We start from the raw sequence: 21,623 nt of genomic DNA, 5'->3' as shown, positions 1-21,623 counted from the left end.
TAGGGCTTACTTTGGAACAAAAAGCTTGAATTTAACCTGAACGGCATCGGCTACGGCGCCCACATCGGCCCATTCGCCTTCGCCGACCTTCCAGGCAAGGCGCGACAAGGGGAAGCTGCCTTCAAACCATTGGCCATTACCTTCAGCGCGCACCGTGAAGGGCACGGTCAAATTGGCGCTGCGGCCCTTGAGGCCGAATTGGCCGACGGCCTGGAACTTGCCGGGCGACACGGTCTTGAACTGGGTGGCGGTGAAGGTGGCGCGCGGAAAAGCCGGTGTGTTGAACCATTCCTTCAGTTGCACCGCCTGGTTGGCATCGCTGCTGCCGGCATCGGTAGCGGCAAGATCCACCGAGATGCTGACCTTGCCGGCTTCCGGCTTGGCCGCATCGAAGGCGATATCGGCAGCGAATTTCTTGAATTGACCTTCCACCGGCACATTCATCTGGGTAAACACGAACTTCACCGAACTCTTGGCCGCGTCGATGGGGGCGGCCTGGGCGGTGCCCAGCAGGGCCAGCAAGATGGACGAAAGGGCGAATCGATTCATAAACAATTTCTCCGGATCTAAGCTGCGCTTCGACGTGCGCTTACAGCATGCGTTGCAAAACGTCGTCGCGGTCGATAAAACGGTGTTTCAAGGCGGCGGCGGCGTGCAGTACCGCCAGGCCGATCAGGATCCAGGCGGCCAGCCCGTGCATTTCCTTGAGCGTCGTGGCCAGGGCCTCGTCCTTTTCCAGCAGCTGGGGCAATTGCACCAGACCCAGCCAGACTACCGGGAAACCCTTGGCCGAGGAATACAGCCAACCCCCAAGCGGGACGCCGAACATCAGCAGGTAGAGCACGCCATGGGTGACATGGGCGACGGTTTTTTCCCAGGCAGCCATATGGCCTGGCATGGCGGGCGGCCGATGGGTCAGGCGCCACAGCAGCCGGATGGCCACCAAGCCCAACACGCTGATACCCACCCATTTGTGGTAGTTGATCAGCTTGAGCTTGGCGAGGCTCAGCGGCATGCCATCGAAGTTCAGGGCCAGGGTGAACGCGGTAATGATGCCCAGCGCGATCAGCCAATGCAGTAGCCGGGCCGGTAGCGTGTATTTGTTTGGCATGATGATTCCCTTTTTTGAGCAGTCGCTGCTTCAAACTTCTTCAATGGGAAGGCATTATTCCGCCTGGCTCGCCGAAACGATAGCGGAGCTTTTTAAAGATTTTGTTCAAAAAAGGCGAACAAAGTGCCTGGCCGCTAACAGCGCCCGGCAGGGCGCCGGATCACCTATGCAGACCGCGCCCATGGCGCTCTGACGTAAAATAGCCGTTTATTTTCAGTTCACTACCTGGAAAGCAGTAATACATGATTATTGGCATCGACCTTGGCACGACCAACAGCCTTGTTTCGGTATGGCGCGATGGGCAGGTGGAGCTGATCCCCAATGCCCTCGGCGACATGCTTACCCCCTCCGTCGTCGGCCTGGATGCCGATGGCGCGGTGCTGGTCGGCCTGGCGGCGCGCGAGCGCCTGATCACCCATCCGCAGCTGACCGCCGCCGTCTTCAAGCGCTATATGGGCTCGGATCGGAAGACCCTGCTCGGTAGCCAGGCTTTCCGGCCGGAGGAACTGTCCGCCTTGGTACTCAAGTCGCTCAAGGCCGATGCCGAGCGCTACCTGGGCGAGCCGGTGGAGGAGGCGGTGATTACCGTGCCGGCCTATTTCAGTGATGCCCAGCGCAAGGCGACCAAAATCGCCGGCCAACTGGCCGGCCTGAAAGTGGAGCGGCTGGTGAACGAACCCACCGCCGCGGCGCTGGCTTACGGCCTGCATCAAAGCGAGCCGGAAAGCCGCTTTCTGGTTTTTGACCTGGGTGGCGGCACTTTCGATATTTCCATCCTCGAATTATTCGAAGGGGTGATGGAGGTACGCGCCAGCGCCGGCGACAACTTCCTGGGCGGCGAGGATTTCAGCGAAGCCCTGATCGATGGCTTTATCGCTGCGGTCGGCAAACAGCATGGCCTGACGGACAAGACCGCCGATCCAGCGGTCTACCAGAACCTGCGCAAGCAGGCGGAACAGGCCAAGCGCGCGCTGACCGGTGCGCCGACGGCCACCATGACCGTGCTGCACGCGGGCGAGCCGCTGAGCTGGACCTTGAGCGACGGCGATTTCCTCAAGCTGTGCGAACCCTTGCTGAAACGCTTGCGCGAGCCGATAGAAAAAGCCCTGCGCGATTCGCGCTTGAAGGCGATCGACCTGGACCAGGTCGTGCTGGCCGGCGGCGCAACCCGTAAGCCGCTGGTACGCAAGCTGGTAGCCAAGCTGTTCGGCCGCATGCCGGCCATGAATCTGAATCCGGACGAAGTGGTGGCGCGCGGTGCGGCCGTGATGGCGGGCTTGAAGGCCCGCGACGTCGCGCTGAGCGAAGTGGTGATGACCGATGTCTGTCCCTATTCGCTGGGTATCGAGGTCAGCGAGCAGTTGGGCCCGGGGCGTTTCCAGCCCGGCTTCTACCTGCCCATCATCGAACGCAACTCGGTGGTGCCGATCTCGCGCGAGCAGATCGTCAGCACCATCGTGGACAACCAGCCGGCCCTGCACGTCAGCATCTTCCAGGGTGAAAGCCGGCTGGTGAAGGACAATATCTTCCTGGGCGAATTGATCCTGCCGGTGCCGCCGCGCCCGGCCGGCCAGATCAGCGTGGCGGTCCGCTTCACCTATGACGTCAATGGGCTGCTCGAAGCGGAGATGACGGTAGCCGAGACCGGCGAGAAGCATCGCCTCCTCATCGAAGACAACCCGGGCGTGCTGAGCCCGGAGCAAATCGAGGAAAGGCTGGCCGCCCTGGCCAAACTCAAGATCCACCCACGCGAGTTGCTGCCGAATGCCACCTTGCTGGCGCGGGCGGACCGGCTCTACCAGCAGTTGCTGGGCGAACAGCGACAGTGGCTGGCGCAGGAAACCGCGCGCTTCCAGGCTGTGCTGGAATCGCAGGATGAGGCATTGATCCTGCCGGCGCGCACCGAACTAAAGCAGTTCCTCGACGAAATCGAAGGGGATGGCTGGCTGTAGGCCCTTCCTGAACGATAGCCCAAAAGGTATTCCATGACCCATGCACCATGCTGGCAGTTGCTAGGCCTTGCGCCTACGCCGGATGAACGAGAGATCAAGCGTGCCTATGCCCGTTTGCTGAAGACCACCCGGCCCGAGGACGATCCACAAGCCTTCCAGGCTCTGCGCAGTGCATTCGAAGAGGCCTTGTTCCAATCCGACGAGCTGGCCAGGCAGCCGCCTGCCGGCGCGCCGGACGAGATGGCGCGTAGTACCGACGAAGTCGCGGCCGAGCAATTGCTGCGGCCCTATATCGAACAACTGGCCGAACTGAACGAGCGGGGCGGTAGCGAGGAGACCATGGCGGCGCTGGACGCCCTGCTGGACCGGCTTGCCTTGCGCGAGCCCGCTGGCCGCGACCCGGTGCTTTGGCGCCTGCTGGAAGACGGCATCCTGTGGGTGTGCTGTGATATCGAGGCCAATCACGATGACTTCCTGCGCGCCGCGATGAATCTGTTCGGTTGGGCCGAGCCGGGCAATTGGCTGGGCGAGAAGGACCCCAAGACCGTGGAGTGGCTGCGCCTGCGGCTGAAGGAAGCGGATGCACTGGAATCGGTCGATGGCTTGCTCGACCTGCTGGAGATGGGCCATGAGTTGGAGGCCATCGGCGAGTTGGCACGCCTGGCCGACGACGAGATGCTGGTCAATGTGGACGTGCGGCATCTATTCGAAGCGGAGCTGATGGTCGGTCTGTCGGCACTGCAACCGGCGCCTGCCCAATTCAATCGCCGGGTGGTGGAATTGTTCTCCTGGCAGAAGGACCATCGGCATCTTGCCGAATACCATCCGGAAGCCTGGGCGGACTTCGGTAAACAGCTGGGCCTGTTACCTTTTGGCGGAAGATAGGCTGGTCGGGTAAAGGAAATCCGAGCCGCTTGCGAAGCCGCGACCCGCCTGGTTCCGAGTCGCGGCCTTTTCGCAAGCCGATTTTTCACGCCCGGAAACGGCCTGCGAACTGGCGTTGCGCGCGTTAGCCATCTACTCTTGCAACAACTCGAAAAGTACCCGGGGCAGGGAAGAAACAATGAAAAGTGCTTTTTGGAAAGCGGATTGGTTCGTCGGCATCGTGGTGGTGGTGGTATTTACCCTGGTGGCGCTCAGTACCAATACGCTGGCCAGCCTTGAGCGCAAGGCCTACGACACCGGCGTCAGCATGACCAGCCGGGCGCCCAGCGATCGCATCGCCATTATCGCCATCGACCAGCAGAGCCTGGACAATATCGGCCGTTGGCCATGGTCGCGCGAGATCCACGCGCAGTTCCTGGACAAGCTGGCCGCCGCCAAGCCCAAGGTGATCGTCAGCACCGTGCTGTTCACCGAGCCGCAGCAGGACAAGGGGGCGGCCTATATCAAGCAGTTGCTGGATCTCTACAAGAAACAGCAGGCCGAGGCCATGGCCGGCATGGACGCACCGCCGGATCGTTTCGGCGCCCTGTTGGCGGAAGCCGCGGTCAAACTGGATTTCGATGCGCAGCTGGCGGCCAGCCTGGGGCGAGCCGGCAATGTGCTGCTGCCCATGCTGCTGGAAAAAGGCCAACCGCAAGGCAATCCCGATAGCGATACGCCCGCTTTTGTACAAAAGAACGAGGTGGCTGGCGGTGGCGATCCCGAAAAGGGCCTGCCGGTTCCCACCCGCGCCATGGTGGCGCCTATCCCGAAGCTGGGTGAGAAGGCCGCCGGCATCGGCCACCTGACCGCCGTGCCGGATGTGGACGGCGTGGTGCGGGAGGAGTTGCTGGTCCTGCGCTATTACGATCAGCTCTATCCCTCGCTGGCCCTGCTGACCGCCGCCAAGAGCTTGAACCTGAAGCCGCAGCAGATCATCACCCGCTTTGGCGAATCGGTGCAGTTGGGCGGGCTTACCCTGCAAACCCAGCCGTATTCCTCGCTGTTCACCTATTTCTACAAGAACCAGGACGGCAAGTCCGCCATTCCGGTCGATTCCTTCTATGACGTGGCGAGCGGCAAGATCCCGGTGGATAAATACCGCGACAAGATCGTGCTGATCGGCGCTACCGCCGCAGGCGTGGGCTCCAGCTTCGTCACGCCGATCTCGCCGACCATGACGCCGGTGGAAGTGATGGCGCATAGCGTGTCCAGTATCCTGCAGCAGGACTATTTCACCAATCCGACCTGGTCCTACTTCCTCAAGCTGGGCCTGTCGCTCCTGGTGGCCGCCTACCTGATCGCCTTGCTGCCGCGGTTGAGCGCCGGCCAGGGCGCCCTGGTGACCACGGCCTTGTTCACGGCCCTGCTGGCGACCCATTTCGTCTTGATGACCACCAAGCTGCTGTGGCTGGAGTTGATGACGCCGGCCGCCCTGTTGCTGGTCGGCCACCTGATCCTGACCACCAAGCGTTTCCTGGTCACCGAGCGGGGCATGGAAGCATCCGAACTGAGCGCGGCCGAGTCCAACCGCATGCTGGGTCTGGCCTTCCAGGGCCAGGGCCAGCTGGATATGGCTTTCGACAAGTTCCGCAAGGTGCCGATGGACGATTCGGTAATGGAGCTGCTCTACAACCTGGCGCTGGATTTCGAGCGCAAGCGCCAGTTCAACAAGGCGGAGTCGGTCTACAAGCATATGGCCAGCTTCAATCCCAAGTTCAAGGATCTGGACAGCAAGCTCAACCGTGCCAAGCAGATGGCCGAAACCGTTATCCTCGGCGGCGCCAGTGGCCGCAGCAATGCCAGTACGCTGATCCTGGAAGGCGGCGCCATCGAAAAGCCCATGCTGGGCCGCTACCAGGTGGAGAAGGAGCTGGGCAAGGGCGCCATGGGCGTGGTTTACCTTGGGCGCGATCCCAAGATTGGCCGCGTGGTGGCCATCAAGACCATGGCGCTGAGCCAGGAGTTCGAACCGGACGAGCTGGAAGAGGCCCGTACCCGCTTCTTCCGCGAGGCCGAAACCGCCGGGCGCCTGAACCATCCCAATATCGTCACCATCTACGATGCCGGCGAGGAACACGATCTTTGCTACATCGCCATGGAATTCCTCAAGGGCAAGGATCTGGCGCCGCACACCAAGGCGGGCCAGTTGCTGCCCATATTCGATGTCATCCATATCGCCGTGCAGACGGCCGAAGCGCTGGACTATGCGCACAAGCAGCATGTGGCGCACCGCGATATCAAGCCTGCCAACATCATGTATGAAATGCAGACCAAGATCGTCAAGGTGACCGACTTCGGCATCGCCCGCATTACCGATTCGTCCAAGACCAAGACCGGCATGGTGCTGGGTACGCCCAGCTATATGTCGCCGGAACAGCTGTCTGGCAAGAAGATCGATGGCCGCTCGGACCTGTTCTCGCTCGGCGTGATGCTCTACCAGATGAGCGTGGGCACGCTGCCCTTCAAGGGCGAGTCGATGGCCGAGCTGATGTACCGTATCGCCAACGAACCCTATACCAACCCCAAGGACCTGAACCCGAATCTGCCGGACTGTGTGGTCGCGGTGATCGACCGGGCGCTCAAGAAGAATGCCGATGAGCGCTTCCAGAACGGCCAGGAATTTGCCGATGCGCTGAAAAAATGCGTAGCGGAACTGTGAGGATGCGCCGATGAAGACGTTAGCTCACGCACTTGAAATCCATGGCCTGTCCGATGCCGGCATGGTGCGCGGTCATAATGAGGACGCGATTGCCTATGATCCGGATGCCGGCTTGGCCATCCTGGCCGACGGCATGGGCGGCTATAACGCAGGCGAGGTAGCGAGCGGGATTGCCACTACCTTGCTGGCCCAGGGCATCAAGGCCGCCATCGAGGTGGTGCCGCCGCATGCGACCGAGTCGATGAGCGGAAAGCCGGCGGCCCACCGGATCTTGCGCCTGGAAGTGGAGAAAGCCAATCTGGCCATATTCCAGACCGCGCAGAGTCAGCCGCAATGCGCCGGCATGGGGACCACCCTGGTCAGCGCCCTGTTCTACGACAATCGCCTGACCACCGCCCATGTCGGCGATTCGCGCTTATATCGGATGCGCGAGGGCAATTTCCTGGCGTTGACCCGCGATCACTCGCTGCTGCAGGAGCAGCTCGACAGCGGCCTGATCACCGCGGAAGAAGCGCGCCGTTCGCAAAACAAGAATCTGGTCACCCGTGCCGTCGGTATCGATCCGCAGCTCGACCCCGAGCTGAACGATTTCGATGTCAAGGTGGGCGATATCTACCTACTCTGTTCGGATGGACTGAACGATATGGTGGACGACCCCGACATCGCACTGGTATTGACCACCCTGGCGGGCAATCTGCCCCTGGCGGCCGAACAATTGGTGCAAATGGCAAACGACAATGGTGGACGGGACAATGTATCCGTCATACTGGTCCGCATCAATCGGAGTTTCGCTGCAGAACGTGGACTATGGGCCCGCCTGTTTGGCTGGTTGGCTGGCTGATTTGAGAAGGAATAATTGATGTCCAAATTGATACTGAGCCTCGACGGCATGGTGCTGCGCGAGTACAAGCTGGAAAAGAATACCGTCACCATCGGGCGCAAGGCGCATAACGATATCCAGATAGACAATCTGGCGGTATCCGGCGAACACGCACGCCTGAACATGATAGGCAACGACGTCTTCCTGGAAGACCTGGAAAGCACCAATGGCACCCAGGTGAACGGTCAGCCGGTGCAACGCCAGTTGCTGCAGGATGGCGATCTGGTGGAATTGGGCAAATACAAGCTCAAGTTCATGCAAGAGACCGGCGCCGCCAAGGCTGCCGCGGGCGGCGGCCAGGAAGACTTCGAAAAGACCATGGTGATACGGCCCGGTGCGGTCAAGCCGGCCGCGCCCGCCGCGCCGGCTGCGGCAAGCGCGCCGCCTCCGCCCAAGCCGGCCACGGCGACGCCGGTCTATCGCTCCGGCGACACCGTGATGGAACTGCCGCAATCGGCCCCCAAGCCGGCGCCCAGCACCGATGACCGCCCCGCCGCGATCAAGGTATTGACCGGCGGCAATGCCGGCAAATCGCTGGAGCTGGTCAAGAATCTGACCTCGCTGGGCAAGCCGGGCGTGCAGGTTGCCATTCTCACCCGCCGGCCCACCGGTTTCTTTATTACCCATGTGGAAGGCCCCAGCCGTCCGCTGGTCAACGGCAACCAGATCGGCGTGCAGGCCGAGCTGCTGAAGGACCATGATGTGATCGAACTGGCCGGCGTGAAGATGGAGTTCTATTACAAATAGCCCTGGCCCGGCACGACCGATAAGGGTTGTTTAATCGTTTTTTTAGTCAAAGCTGGCATGAAAACGCTACGCAAATACTGGTTGCAGTTGCTGTTGAGCCTGGGCGTCCTGGTGTTCTTTTTCGGCTACGCGGCCGAGATCTGGCGACCCAGGGTGATTCAGCAGATCGACCTTTGGCTCTACGATGCCAGGGTTGTTTCGACCATGCCCGAAGGCGAGGATCCCCGGGTGGTGGTGGTCGACCTGGATGAAAAGAGCCTGGCCGAAATCGGGCGCTGGCCTTGGCCGCGCAACGTGGTGGCCCGGCTGGTGGACAAACTGACAGGCCAGTATCGGGTGGCGGCGGTGGGATTCGACATCGTGTTCGCCGAGCGGGACGATAGCTCCGGCCTGCCGGTCTTGCGGAAGTTGGCTGCCGGCGAGCTGAAGGACGATGCCGGCTTCCAGGCCAAGCTGGCCGCGATGGAGGCCGGGCTGGACTACGACCGCGTGTTTGCCGCCAGCCTCAAGGACAAACCGGTGGTACTCGGTTATTACTTCAGCTTCGAACCCAAGACCCCGCGTGCCGGCGAATTGCCCAAGCCGGTCTTGCCGGCCGGCGTCTTCAAGGGACGCAGCGTGGCGCCGCTGGTGGCCGAAGGCTATGGCGGCAATCTGCCCGTGCTGATCGGCCAGGCCAGTTCGGCCGGCCATTTCAATCCCATCACCGACACCGACGGGGTGACCCGGCGGGTCGCGCTGCTGGTGGAGCATGAGGGCAAGTACTACGAATCGCTGTCGCTGGCCATGGTGCGCACCTATCTGAGCTTCCCCAAGCTGGAACCGATCTATGGCGAATCGCCGCTGAAATCCTACCAGCCGCTGGAATGGCTGAAGGTCGGGCCCTTGCGCGTGCCGGTGGATGAAAGCCTGCGCGCCCTGGTGCCGTTTCGCGGCAAGCAGCGCAGCTTCAAGTATGTCTCCGCCAGCGATGTATTGAACGACCGGATCAAGATGAGCGACCTGGCCGGCCGCATGGTACTGATCGGTACCACGGCGCCGGGACTGAAGGATTTGCGGGTCGCGCCGGTGGACCCGGTTTATCCCGGTGTGGAAATCCACGCCAATCTGATCGCCGGCATGATGGACAATGCCCTGCCAGCCCAGCCCGACTACCTACGGGCGGGTGAGATCGTGATGCTGCTGCTTACCAGCGGGATATTGATCTTCGCCCTGCTGCGCTTCAATCCGCTGCCCGGCACGCTGGTCACCGTGGTGCTCGCGCTATTGGTGACCGCCGGCGACTTCGCCTTGTGGAAATACAGCGGGCTGGCGCTGCCGCTGGCCTCGACCTTGCTCAGCATCGGGTTGCTCTATGCCATCTCCATGGCCTATGGCTATTTCTTCGAAACACGTAATAAGAAGCAGATGGCCAGCCTGTTCGGCCAGTATGTGCCGCCCGAACTGGTCGCCAAGATGAGCGAGCAGCCGGAAAAGTATTCCATGGACGGCCAAAGCCGCGAATTGACCGTGCTGTTCTCCGATGTGCGCAGCTTTACCACCATCTCGGAAAGCATGGAGCCGAAGGAACTCACCCGTTTTATGAACGAGTTCCTCACGACCCTGTCGGAAGTGATCCGCACCCAGTACCTCGGCACCATCGACAAGTACATGGGCGATTGCGTGATGGCGTTCTGGGGCGCGCCCATCCACGATCCCGACCACGCCCGCAACGCGGTATTGGCGGGCCTGGCCATGCAGCGCGCCATGCACGACCTGGGGCCCAGGATGCGGGAGCGGGGCTGGCCGGAAATCCATATCGGGGTGGGGGTGAATACCGGCCGGATGACCGTGGGCGATATGGGCTCGCAGATCCGCAAGGCCTATACGGTGATGGGCGATGCGGTCAACCTGGCGTCACGGCTGGAGAGCATCACCAAGCAGTATGGGGTGGGCATGATCGTGGGCGAGCAGACCCGCGAAGCGGTCAAGGACACCATCGCCTTCCGCGAACTGGACCGCGTGCGCGTGAAGGGCAAGGACGAACCGGTCACCATCTATGAGCCGCTGGGCGAGATCCGGGCGCTGGACAAGGCGCAGAAAAGCGAAGTCGAACTATTTCACGGCATCCTCAAACTCTATCGTGCCCAGAATTGGGATATGGCCGAATTGCAGCTGATCAATCTGAAGAACCAACGCACCGATTTCAAGCTATATCAGGTTTATCTGGACCGTATCGCCGCCTTTCGCAAGACCGCGCCGCCCGAGGACTGGGATGGCGTGTATGAATTCGACACCAAATAGTGCGTCCGGGCGAGGATAGGGGAATGCGGCTCAAAGTGCTGGGATGCAGCGGCGGAATCGGCGGTGGGATGCGTACCACCTCCTTCCTGGTCGGCCGTCATACCTTGATCGATGCGGGCACCGGCGTGGGCGATCTATCGGTGGCGGAATTAAGCCAGATCGACCATCTCTTTCTGACCCACGCCCACCTCGACCATATCGCCATGCTGCCCCTGCTGGTCGATACCGTCGGCGCCATGCGGGACAAGCCGCTGGATGTCTATGCCACCCGGGCGACGCTGGATATCCTGGCGGCCCATATATTCAATTGGCGGGTATGGCCGGATTTTCGCGAGATCCCCAACAAGGCGGCGCCTTTCCTGCGTTTCGTGCCGTTCGAACTGGGCGAGTCCGGCAGCCCCGAGCCTGGCCTGACGGTCACCGCGCTGCCCGCCCTGCATACCGTGCCGGCGGTGGGCTACCGGCTCGATTCCGGCAAGCATAGCCTGGTCTTTACCGGCGATACGACCGTCAACGATGAATTCTGGCCGGTGGTGAATGCGATCGAAAATCTCAAGACGCTGATTATCGAAACCGCTTTCTGCAACCGCGAACGGGCGCTCGCCGAAGCTTCGCGCCACCTGTGTCCGGATATGCTGGCGACCGAGCTGGCCAAGCTTAGCCGCCCGGCGGATATCTATATCACCCACCTCAAGCCCGGAGAAATCGAGCTGACCATGCAGGAGATCGGCGAAGACGCTGCCAATTTCCGTCCAAAGATGCTCAAGAACGGCCAAATCCTCGATTTCTGAGCGAAAAGACCATGAACCAGCCTGCCGCCGCGCCCGAACTGACCCTGGAACTGCAATTCATCCGCGATCTGCAGGCGGTGACCAACAAGATCCACGCCACCAGTAATATCGACGAAATCATGCTGGAAGTCAGCCAGCCGATCTGCGAACTGTTCAATGCCGATCGCCTGACGGTCTATGTCCTGAACGACGAAAAGAACGCCATCGTCTCCAAGGTCAAGACCGGCCTGAACTCCTTCAAGGATCTGAAGCTGCCCATCAGCGAGCAAAGCGTGGCCGGCTACGTCGCCATGAGCAAGAAACTGGTGAATGTGAAGGATGTCTACGACCTCGCCGAACTGAAGTCCGTCCATCCCCAGCTGGCCTTTCTGCAGGAAGTGGACAAACGCACCGGCTATCGGACCAAGCAGATGATGGTGGCGCCTATCGTCGAGGAGAAAAGCGGCGATCTGATCGGCGTGGTGCAGTTGATCAATAACCGCGCCGGCCGGCCCTTCCCCGCACTGACCGAGAAGGGCGCGGTGGAATTGTGCAAGACGCTGGCCATCGCCCTGAAACAGCGCCAGCATGGCGGCCCCTTTATCGCCCGCACCAAGTACGATTTTCTGGTGCTCGATGGCGTGCTGACGGCGGCCGAGCTGGAACTGGCGATCAAGGGTGCGCGCGAGCACGGCCAGGAGATAGAAGAGATCCTGCTGACGGCGTTCCAGGTCAATGCGGCGCAGATCGGCGCTTCGCTGGCGCGTTTTTTCGGGGTGGACCACGAGCCCTTCAAGCCCGAGCGGATCAAGCCGCTGGATCTGATCAAGAGCGTCAAGCGAGACTTCGCCGAAATGGCGCAATGGCTGCCGGTGGAGGAGAGTGCCGCCGGCGTACTGATCATCACGCCCGATCCGGAAAAGGTGCGCGGCACCGGCATGGCCGGCCAGGTTTTTCCCGGCAAGAAACTGATCTACCGCGTCTGCAGCCAGATGGAATTCCGCCAGTCGCTCGATCTATTCTTTGGCGCGCAAGGGGGGATGGAAGGCGGCAGCATAGGCGACCTCCTCTCCACCATGACCGACGACAGCGACGAAGCGGAGTCCGTCAGCAGCGAAGCCTTGGCCATGGCCCAGGACAATGAGCTGGTCAAGCTGGTCAACAAGGTGATCATCGATGCCTACCACCAAGGGGCGTCGGATATCCATGTCGAACCCTTTCCCGGCAAGGCCAAGACCGAAATCCGCTTTCGCAAGGACGGCTCCTTGCAGCCTTATATCCAGGTTCCGTCGGTCTACCGCGACCCCTTGGTAACGCGCATCAAGATCATGTGCGACCTGGATATCTCCGAGCGGCGCAAACCGCAGGACGGCAAGATCAAGTTCAAGAAATACGGACCGCTCGATATCGAATTGCGGGTCGCCACCGTGCCCACCGCCGGCGGCATGGAAGATATCGTGATGCGTATCCTGGCCTCGGGCGATCCCATCCCGCTGGATAAGATGGGGTTTTCACGCCATAACGAGACCACCCTGAAGGAGGTGATCTCCAAGCCCTACGGCCTGTTTTTCGTCTGCGGCCCGACCGGCTCCGGCAAGACCACCACCCTGCACTCGGTGCTGAAATACCTGAATACGCCGGAAACCAAGATCTGGACCGCCGAAGACCCGGTGGAAATCACCCAGAAGGGTCTGCGCCAGGTACAGATGAACCCCAAGGCGGGGCTGAATTTCGCCACCGCCATGAAAGCCTTTCTACGCGCCGACCCCGATGTGATCATGGTGGGTGAAATGCGCGACAAGGAAACCACCAGCACCGGCATCGAAGCCTCGCTGACCGGCCACCTGGTATTGGCCACCCTGCACACCAATTCGGCGCCGGAATCCATCATCCGCCTGCTGGATATGGGCATGGACCCGTTCAATTTCTCCGATGCCTTGCTGGGCATCCTGGCCCAGCGCCTGGCCAAGCGGCTGTGCGGTAAATGCAAGCAGGCCTACCAGCCGGACGATGCCGAAGTTCAGCGTATCATGACCGAGTATGCCGAGGAGCTGGCCAGCACCCCCAGCTGGGCCAAGGATCCCGCCGCCGGCAAGGCGGCCTTGTTCAAGGCCTGGCAAACCGAGTTCGCCGATAAGGATGGCAAGTTCACGCTCTATAAACCGGTGGGCTGCGAGGTCTGCAGCAAGACAGGCTATAAGGGCCGGGTCGGCCTGCATGAACTGCTGGTGGGCACCGACCTGGTCAAGAAGCGCATCCAGGAGCACGCCCGGGTAGCCGAGTTGTTCGCCACCGCCTTGGAGGAGGGCATGCGAACGCTTAAGCAGGACGGTATCGAAAAAGTCATGCAAGGCATTACCGATCTGCACCAGGTCCGGGCAGTGTGTATCAAGTGAACCCGGCCAATCCGGCCGGGCTTGCGCAAGCGGAGTGCGAGATCAGCATGCAAAGCGCCGACGAGCTGATGCAAAGGCTGGAGATGTTGAACGCCATCGGCATCGCCTTGTCGAGCGAGCGCGATATCACTCGCCTGGTCGAGTTGATCCTGCTGGCGGCCAAGAATCTGGTCAATGCCGATGCGGGTACGCTTTATCTGGTGGAGGGTGATCAGCTACGGTTCGAAATCGTCCGCACCGATTCGCTCGGCATCGCCATGGGTGGCAGCACCGGCAAACGGCCGCCCATGCCGCCGATCGCGCTGCACCAGCCCGACGGCACCCCCAATACCAGCACCGTGGTCGGTTGCGCCGCCCTCCTGGGCGAGACCATCAATATCTCCGATGCCTATCAGGCGGTCGGATTCGATTTTTCCGGCACCAAGCGCTTCGATGCCGCCAATGGCTATCATTCCAAATCCTTCCTGACGGTACCGCTGCGCAACCACGAGAACGAAATCATCGGCGTGCTGCAACTGATCAACGCGCTCAATGCCGCGCGCGAGATCGAGGATTTCAGCACCGAGGATCAGCGGCTGGTGGAATCGCTGGCTTCGCAGGCCGCCATCGCACTGACCAACCGGCAATTGATCAATCAGCTGGAGTTGCTGTTCGAAGCCCTGATCAAGCTGATCAATACCGCCATCGACGACAAGAGTCCCTATACCGGTGGTCATTGCGAACGGGTGCCGGTGTTGACCATGCTGCTGGCGGAAGCCTGCAGCCGGATCGGCTGGGGGCCGCTCAAAGCCTTTCATATGACCGAGAAGGATAGATACGAGCTGAAGATCGCTGGCCTGTTGCACGACTGCGGCAAGATCACCACGCCGGTCCACGTGGTGGACAAGTCCACCAAGCTGGAGACCATCTTCGACCGGATCGCCCTGGTCGATACCCGCTTCGAGGTGCTCAAGCGCGATGCCGAGATCGCCATGCTGCGGGGCAAGATCAGCCAGGAAAGCTATTTATCCCAGCTGGAACAATACGATAGCGACCGTGCCTTTCTGCGCCACAGTAATATCGGCGGGGAATTCATGCGGCCGGAAGACCAGGAAAGGGTACGGCGTATCGCCGCCTATCCGTGGAGTGACGAAAATGGTCAGCCATTGCCCTTCTTGAGTGCCGAAGAGACCGAAAATCTGAGCGTGGCGCGCGGCACCCTCAATGGCAACGAGCGGCAAATCATCAACCACCATATCGAAGTCACCATTCGGCTGCTGGAGGCCTTGCCCTGGCCCAAGCATTTGGCGAATGTGCCCGAATATGCCGGCGGCCACCATGAGCGCATGGATGGTCGCGGTTATCCGCGCGGCCTGACCCGCGAGCAGATGAGCGTGCAGGCGCGCATGATGGGCATCGCCGATATTTTCGAAGCCCTGACCGCCCGAGATCGGCCCTACAAGCCAGGCAAGACCTTGTCCGAGTCGCTGGGCATCCTCGCCCGTATGGCGCACGACCAGCATGTCGACCAGGATCTATTCGAGGTATTTATCTCCGGCCAGGTCTATCTTGAGTACGCCAGGCTATTTCTGGAGCCGGCGCAAATCGATGGCGTGGATGAGGCGCAGCTGCTGCGTGTCGCTGGGGTAGTAGCGCGAACCTGACGTTTTTCGTCAAATTCTGCTGCGATTTGCCGCTGGCATGGGTCTGGCCCGATGCTTGCTTAGGACCATGGGTACAGCAAGATACAAGGGGATGAGATCATGCGCTGCCGTAACAACAAGGGTTTTACCCTGATTGAGTTGATGATAGTCGTAGCCATCATCGGCATCCTGGCGGCCATTGCCATCCCCCAATTCGCTGAGTTCCAGAAGAAGGCTGCCGATAAGGCTGCCCAGACGGATGCGAAGAATGCCTTGGTTGCGTTCATGACGGTTGGGCAGCTGACTCAGTGATTGGCACGTTAGTTGCTTGGATGTGATTCGTAGAGTGTGGCGACCGCCATTTTTTAAACTGCACTGTTGGGAGTTTTGAACATGAAAAAGCTGCAAAAGGGTTTCACCCTGATCGAACTGATGATCGTTGTTGCCATTATCGGTATCTTGGCCGCTATCGCCATCCCTCAGTTCGCTGAATACCAGAAGAAGGGTGCCGACAAGGCTGCTCAGTCCGATGCCAAGAATGCCCTGACCGCATTCGTCGCTTCGAACTCTTCGACGCAATAATTCGTCGATAGACTCGACATTCTTCGCATAAACAAATTCTGTTAGGGGTATAAACATGCAAGTCAAGAAATCTACTGAGCTGGTCGTTGTCGGCGGTATGCTGGCCTTGTCGCTGATTTCGAGCTACGCTGACGCGGCAGCCGTCGTCATTTCGGATTCCCCCACTTCGCAGACCGCAACGGTTGCTACTGCTTCTGCTGGTGGCTATGTGCTTGAGGAATTCCGCTTGAACCTGTCTGCCAACGTCAAGTTGGCCTACGACGGCGACGGCCAAGCTGTTGCCGTGAAGACCGGTAACAAGAAGGGCATGCACACTTTCGGCGGCAGCAGCAACGGCGGTTCGGTCAAGCAATGTGAAGCCACCAGTCTGGCTTCCAGCGCTGTTCTGTCCGGCGCCGCCACCGTGAACGTCTCTGCCGGCTGCTAATTCAGCTCAGCGTTCTTCGCCTGATGAAAAGCCTGGGTTTCGACTCAGGCTTTTTCATTTATTATCCAAGACCACTTTGTTTTGCCGGGAGTGAAGCGAACGTGTTGCCCAATTTGTATGTGACCTGGCTGGCTGGCCTGCGTAGCCATAGTCTGAGGGTGGTGATGATACTGGCCGCCATGCTGGTTGGTGTGGCTTATCTGGCCAGTTCGTTTTCGGCGCGGCATCCCCATACCGTTGCGCTCGACGTAGGTATATCCGGCACTCGGCTGGTGCTGGCGCTCTTGGCGGTATTCTGGGTTCAGGAATTGGTGGTCAAGGAATTGGACCGCCGTACCGTTTATTTCAGCCTGGCCTATCCGATCCCCCGCAGTTCCTACTGGCTGGGGCGTTTTGCCGGCATTTCGCTTTTGTTGCTGGCCAGCACCCTATTGATGGCGCTGGCCCTATACTTGCTGACCACCTTTGGTTCGGGTTCTTACCAGCAAGGATTTTCCATTCGTTTCGGTCTGGAATTCGTCTCCGTGATGGCCGGACAGCTGCTGGATGCAATGGTGATCGCGGCCTTCTGCATGCTGATTGCCTCGTTCTCCGTCACCGCGCTATTGCCCCTGGTGGCTGGCTTGGCATTTACCATGGTGGCACGCAGCTACGGCTCGGTGTTGGCACTGGTCAAGGATCCGGCCGGCGGTTTTGCGGATATGGCTGAACATTATTTGCCTTTGCTACGCGCCATTGGTTATCTCCTGCCGGACCTGGGTGGGCTGGATCTGCGCGACTGGGTGCTATATCAAGTCGTGCCGATCGATGCCGGTGTCGCCTTCGCCCAGTCCGGTGCTTATCTGGCCGTGCTGTTGGCTGCTTCCCTACTTATCTTTAATCGTCGCGAATTTCATTGAGCTTTACCCCCATGGAAATCAATCCCAAGTTGCTTGAGCACCTGCGTGCTGGCCACCAACACCATCTGGCCGGCCAATTTGACGAGGCGGAAACCCAATACAGGGCGGCTATCGCCATCGATTCCACCGTAGTGGAAGCGAGATTCTTGCTCGGCTCGCTTATGCTGCAAACGGAGCGCGGTGATGAGGCGTGCGAACTACTGACCGCCGTGGCCGAGTCGGTACCTGGGCATATCGGGTCGCGCTACAACTTGGGCCTGTACTACTTCGAGCATCAGGATTGGAACCAAGCCAGGAAATACTTCCAGGAAGTGGATAGCCTGGATAGCACACGGTGGGATGTCGTGCACAAGCTAGGCCTATGCGCTTATGAGCAGAACCGTGCGCCCGAAATCATCCAATATATGCACCGTTGCGTGCAGATGAACCCGACGGCCCCAAACGCCAAGGTGCTGCTCACCAGCGCTTTATCGGAATCCGGTCGTTTTGCCGCTTCCGCTCGCTACGCCAGCGAGTGGAATTACGCGGTTGGTGGTTCCGCTACGGCGCGTGTCCAGTTCGCTCGCGCCTTGGCCAGGGCGGGAATGTCGGCTCAGTCGGATCGTTTGCTGGCTGAAGCACGTGACCCCGATTCCAGTTCCTTTTTATTTGTATCGGGCTATGCCCTGCAGGCAAGTGGTCGACTGCAGGAGGCTTGTGACAACTATCGTCGGGCGGTGGAACTCGAGCCGGATTTTGTCGCTGCACACCTGAATCGCGGCATGGTTTTGCTGACTCTGGGACAAATGGAAGAAGGATGGCGCGAGTTCGACTGGCGTTTTCGCCGTGGCGCGTCGCAGCACTATGCAGTGAAACAGGGATGGCCTGAGTGGGATGGCCGCCAATTGGACGGCGACGACGTGCTCGTGCATAGCGAGCAGGGATTCGGCGATGTTATCCAGTTCATGCGTTTTTTCCACTTGATCGAAGAACGTGGTGGACGGGTAATTTTCGACAGCTATCCCGACGTCCTGCAGTTATTGAAGACCCAGAAGGGCGCCGAAGTTCGAGATGTTCCGGAAACCTTCAATCTGGATATCAAGTGGCAAATACCTTTGCTGAACCTGGGTAAATTGTTCGCAGTGGATTTGGACTGTTTGCCGACCGATCCTTACGTTAACGCCAGCCCTGCTCTCGTGGAGAAATGGGCGGGTCGCTTCCCGGCGGATGACAGCTTACGCGTCGGCCTGGTCTGGTCAGGTAATCCCGCGCACGCCAATGACCACAACCGCTCGATGGCGCTTAAGGAACTGGCGCCTTTGGGGGGCTTGCCCGGCCTCAGTCTATATGCATTGCAGAAGGGTGTGACAGAAGGGCAAAGCCGCTTTGCTCCAATCGGCATGACCGTAGTCGATCTCTCTTCCGAGATCCAGGATTTCAGCGATACGGCCGCCATTATCGAGCAACTCGACCTAGTGATCTGTGTCGATACCTCGGTGGCCCACCTGGCTGGCGCCATGGGTAAGCCCGTCTGGCTATTGTTGCCCGCTTTCAACGATTGGCGCTGGTTGGAACATATCGAAAACTCGCCTTGGTATCCGTCCATGCGCGTGTTTCGACAGCAGCGCGGCGAAGGCTGGGGCGATGTCGTCGAGCGGGTTACCGATGCCCTTGCGGAGCAGTTACTGGCGCGACCCAAGGGCTTGGCCGAACCATTTCGTCGCTTGATGGTAGCGGAGCAGGATGGCGGCGAACTGGGTGAACTGCTGGAGGCGGTGCCGGACGAACTGTTGCAGGCACCGAAGAGCCTGCACTTCCTTGTGCCGCTCGCCATTCGCCATCAACTGACCGCGCAATTGGAAGCACGCCTGCCTGACCAGTCATTTTGGCGAGGTTGGCTTGGCAAGTCGCGCGGTGAAGCCGGCCAGGCCATCGCCCTGTGGCGTGACTTGTTGGCCCAGCCGCAAGCCGACGAACTTTTGGTGCGCCGTGCGCTTTGCGAGGCGCTATGGACTTTAGGTCAAGCGAGTGAATTGCCCAGCCTGGCACAACAGTCTCTGCAACGCTATCCGGACTGCCACGAATTCCACTATTGGTTGGGCCAAGGGCTGCGGGCAAGTGGGGCCTGGGCGGAGGCGGAAGCGTGCTATCGGCAGGTCTTGGCCATCGCGCCACGCTGGGCCGAAGCGCGCATCAATCTGGGTTTATGCCTATGGCGGATGGAGCAACGCGATGAAGCCTTGGCACAGTTCGAATATGGGGCGATGTGCAATCGCCGCCACCCTCTCGCCTGGTTCTACGTGGGTTGGTACTTGTATGAGCTGCAGTGTTTCCAAGTAGCGGAACAGGTACTGGACTATGCCGTGACCGCGCTGCCTGCCCAGGCCCGAACCCGTTTCTGGCTAGGGTGCTGCCGGCAGCGGCTGGGCAAGTTGGAGGAGGCATTTGCCGACTTCCAGCAAGCTTTCGAAGCCGACCCCGCTTTGGCCGACATCAAGTATCACTTGGCGATGGCGGCCGGTGAAATGGGTGATTGGCCGCGTGCGGAGGTGCTGTTGCGCGAAATCCTGTCACAGCAAGCAGGTAATGCGCTAGCGAACATCGGCTTGGCTGTGCGCCAGTTGCGAACCGGCAATTGGTCGGAAGGCTGGGCACGCTGGGAAAGTCGATTGCAACTGCAGGGCAATGTCGACAACTTTGCCGAGCGCTTCCCCGGTAACCCCTTGCCGCGTTGGGATGGCAGTCCGCTGGCAGGCCGCCACCTGCTGCTGCTGGCAGAACAGGGCATGGGCGATACCCTGCAGTTTTTGCGTTTTGCCCAGCGGATAGAGGGGCATGTCACCTTGGCCGTCCAGGATTCGCTTTGCCCGCTATTACAATCGCTGGGATTGCCGTTCGAGGTTGCCCCTCTCTCGCCCATGGTCGAGCTCATGCCCGCAGCCGATTGCTATGTGGAACTGATGAGCTTGCCGCACCTGCTGAATTTACAGGGGCAAGTCGCGCCCGTTCGCGCCGACTACATCGCGCCACCGCTGCAAGACCATCCGCTGCGCGACCTACTGGCCGAATACTCGGGCCTGAAGGTGGGATTGGTGTGGGCGGGCAATGCCAAATTCACCGATGCATTGCGTCGTCATTGCCCCTTGGCCGCGTTGGCCGACTTGATCCGGCAAAACCCAAGCGTCCATTGGATCAGCCTGCAAAAGGATGCCGCATCCAATCAAGCCATGTACTTGCCGGAAGTCGCCGAGCAGCTGCTCAATGTTGCACCCGAAATCAATGATTGGCTGGATACAGCCTGCATCGTGTCCCAGCTGGACCTGGTGTTGACGGTCGATACCGCCGTGGCCCATCTGGCGGCCGCCATGAACAAGCCGGTGTGGTTGCTGGTATCTACCCTGCCCGACTGGCGGTGGGGCGAGGAGGGTGAACAGTGCGACTGGTATCCCTCGGTGCGAATTTTCCGGCAATCCCAGTTGGGCGATTGGCCGGAATTGGCGAACAGGGTCGGCGCGGCCTTGGCTGAGCTGTGTCCGCCAGAGGCAGTAAAATGAGCGAATGGTTTCGCGCGAATCGGCTCCCGCTGGTGATCCTGCTGGCTGGCGGGCTGATGTATGCGAACCTGTCGCGGCATATTTTCGAGCGACCGTCGGTACGGAGCAGCGAGGAAATGACGGTTGTCACGCCTGCGCCGCTGCAGTTGCTGTTCGCCGCCGGTGATCGTTATCTGGCGGCGAATATCGCCACCTTCCGCGCCTTGACCGTCGGCGTCCACGAACTCAAGCCGGAGACCTACCATGTCCTGGCCCAAGTGCAACTGCGGGCGGCGATGCTTAACCCCCGCCAGGAAGACAACTACTATACCGCCTCAGCCATCTTGCCCTGGAACGGCCAGTATCAGCCAGCCCAGCAAGTTTTGCAGCGGGCGACCGATGCGCGGCTCAACGATGCGATGCCACCGTTTTTCCATGGCTTCAACCGCTATTACTTCGAACGCGACTATATCGGCGCCGGCAAGGACATGATCGTTGCCGCCAACCGTTCCGAACCCGTCAATCGGAGTGCCTTGTCCAGCATCGCGGCCCGCTGGTTCGAGCGCGGCTATCAGCCCAAGGAAGCGCTGGCCATGATCGATGGCATGGCCAAGCAAAGCGCCAACCCGCAGCTGACCCGTATCCTGCAAGCGCGTTCGCAGCGCTTGAAGGGTTTGCTGGCCTTGCGCGAAGCCACCGAACGCTTCGAGCAAAAAACCGGCCGCAAACCGGCCAAACTGGAAGAATTGCTGACCTCAGGGGTGTTGAGCGCCTTGCCGCAAGATCCGCTCGGAGCAGGCTATACCTTGAGGGCGGATGGCGAGCCCGATATCGTCCGTCCCAAAAAGCCCTGAAC

Annotated in this window: 16 protein-coding genes and 2 pseudogenes; 16 read left to right on the top strand and 2 right to left on the bottom strand. The window is 60.2% G+C overall.

Annotation, left to right across the window (positions count from 1 at the left end; translation table 11 throughout):
• Window positions 1-6 precede the first annotated feature (6 nt).
• A complete protein-coding gene (locus FNU76_RS07880) occupies window positions 7-549 on the bottom strand; it encodes a YceI family protein (RefSeq protein ID WP_144277684.1) in 543 nt (180 codons plus the stop codon).
• A 40-nt stretch (window positions 550-589) separates the two neighbouring features.
• Window positions 590-1,111, bottom strand: coding sequence for a cytochrome b (locus FNU76_RS07875; protein WP_144277683.1), 522 nt, complete (start codon window positions 1,109-1,111; stop codon window positions 590-592).
• On the opposite strand from FNU76_RS07875, the gene FNU76_RS07870 reads away from it, so the two are divergent.
• The 16 genes and pseudogenes from FNU76_RS07870 (at window position 1,110) to FNU76_RS07795 (ending at window position 21,621) form a co-directional block, all read left to right on the top strand.
• Window positions 1,110-1,304 carry a hypothetical protein gene (locus tag FNU76_RS07870; protein ID WP_144277682.1) on the top strand — a complete coding sequence of 65 codons (195 nt, stop codon included), beginning with the start codon at window positions 1,110-1,112 and terminating at the stop codon, window positions 1,302-1,304. The genes FNU76_RS07875 and FNU76_RS07870 overlap by 2 nt on opposite strands.
• A gap of 49 nt (window positions 1,305-1,353) precedes the next feature.
• Window positions 1,354-3,063, top strand: coding sequence for an Hsp70 family protein (locus FNU76_RS07865; RefSeq protein ID WP_144277681.1), 1,710 nt, complete (start codon window positions 1,354-1,356; stop codon window positions 3,061-3,063).
• Window positions 3,064-3,096: 33 nt separating this feature from the next.
• Window positions 3,097-3,948, top strand: a complete 852-nt coding sequence (locus FNU76_RS07860) for a J domain-containing protein (protein WP_144277680.1) — start codon at window positions 3,097-3,099, stop codon at window positions 3,946-3,948.
• Window positions 3,949-4,126: 178 nt separating this feature from the next.
• The gene (locus tag FNU76_RS07855; RefSeq protein WP_144277679.1) at window positions 4,127-6,649 is read left to right on the top strand and encodes a CHASE2 domain-containing serine/threonine-protein kinase; all 2,523 of its coding nucleotides are present in this window, start codon (window positions 4,127-4,129) and stop codon (window positions 6,647-6,649) included.
• A 10-nt stretch (window positions 6,650-6,659) separates the two neighbouring features.
• On the top strand, window positions 6,660-7,490 hold the full coding sequence (locus FNU76_RS07850) for a Stp1/IreP family PP2C-type Ser/Thr phosphatase (RefSeq protein ID WP_179958393.1): 831 nt from the start codon (window positions 6,660-6,662) through the stop codon (window positions 7,488-7,490).
• Between the two features lie 18 nt (window positions 7,491-7,508).
• Window positions 7,509-8,276 carry an FHA domain-containing protein gene (locus FNU76_RS07845; protein ID WP_144277678.1) on the top strand — a complete coding sequence of 256 codons (768 nt, stop codon included), beginning with the start codon at window positions 7,509-7,511 and terminating at the stop codon, window positions 8,274-8,276.
• A 57-nt stretch (window positions 8,277-8,333) separates the two neighbouring features.
• Window positions 8,334-10,559, top strand: a complete 2,226-nt coding sequence (locus FNU76_RS07840; protein ID WP_144277677.1) for a CHASE2 domain-containing protein — start codon at window positions 8,334-8,336, stop codon at window positions 10,557-10,559.
• Window positions 10,560-10,582: 23 nt separating this feature from the next.
• Window positions 10,583-11,350 carry a 3',5'-cyclic-nucleotide phosphodiesterase gene (locus FNU76_RS07835; RefSeq protein ID WP_144277676.1) on the top strand — a complete coding sequence of 256 codons (768 nt, stop codon included), beginning with the start codon at window positions 10,583-10,585 and terminating at the stop codon, window positions 11,348-11,350.
• An 11-nt stretch (window positions 11,351-11,361) separates the two neighbouring features.
• Window positions 11,362-13,725 (top strand): GspE/PulE family protein, encoded by a 2,364-nt coding sequence (locus FNU76_RS07830; RefSeq protein WP_144277675.1) that lies wholly within the window; start codon window positions 11,362-11,364, stop codon window positions 13,723-13,725.
• Window positions 13,713-15,368 carry an HD domain-containing phosphohydrolase gene (locus FNU76_RS07825; protein WP_308418622.1) on the top strand — a complete coding sequence of 552 codons (1,656 nt, stop codon included), beginning with the start codon at window positions 13,713-13,715 and terminating at the stop codon, window positions 15,366-15,368. The genes FNU76_RS07830 and FNU76_RS07825 overlap by 13 nt, the downstream gene beginning before the upstream one ends.
• Before the next feature lie 99 nt (window positions 15,369-15,467).
• Window positions 15,468-15,584 (top strand): annotated as a pseudogene (locus tag FNU76_RS25390) (prepilin-type N-terminal cleavage/methylation domain-containing protein); the annotation flags it as partial.
• A 156-nt stretch (window positions 15,585-15,740) separates the two neighbouring features.
• Window positions 15,741-15,828, top strand: a pseudogene (locus FNU76_RS24475) (prepilin-type N-terminal cleavage/methylation domain-containing protein); the annotation flags it as partial.
• Window positions 15,829-15,984: 156 nt separating this feature from the next.
• Entirely contained in the window at window positions 15,985-16,356 is a 372-nt protein-coding gene (locus FNU76_RS07810; RefSeq protein WP_144277672.1) for a hypothetical protein, read from the top strand.
• 101 nt (window positions 16,357-16,457) lie between these two features.
• Window positions 16,458-17,255, top strand: coding sequence for an ABC transporter permease subunit (locus FNU76_RS07805; protein WP_179958392.1), 798 nt, complete (start codon window positions 16,458-16,460; stop codon window positions 17,253-17,255).
• Window positions 17,252-20,788: a tetratricopeptide repeat protein gene (locus FNU76_RS07800; protein ID WP_144277670.1), complete on the top strand. Its 3,537-nt coding sequence runs from the start codon at window positions 17,252-17,254 to the stop codon at window positions 20,786-20,788. Before FNU76_RS07805 ends, FNU76_RS07800 begins: the two co-directional genes overlap by 4 nt.
• Complete coding sequence (locus tag FNU76_RS07795; RefSeq protein ID WP_144277669.1) at window positions 20,785-21,621, top strand: hypothetical protein; 837 nt, start codon at window positions 20,785-20,787, stop codon at window positions 21,619-21,621. Before FNU76_RS07800 ends, FNU76_RS07795 begins: the two co-directional genes overlap by 4 nt.
• Window positions 21,622-21,623 lie beyond the last annotated feature (2 nt).

The organism is Chitinimonas arctica (assembly GCF_007431345.1).
In the GTDB taxonomy this organism is placed as follows: Bacteria; Pseudomonadota; Gammaproteobacteria; order Burkholderiales; family Chitinimonadaceae; genus Chitinimonas; species Chitinimonas arctica.
The sequence above is the reverse complement of the archived record's forward strand: the minus strand, read 5'-3'. Positions and strand labels throughout refer to the sequence as shown.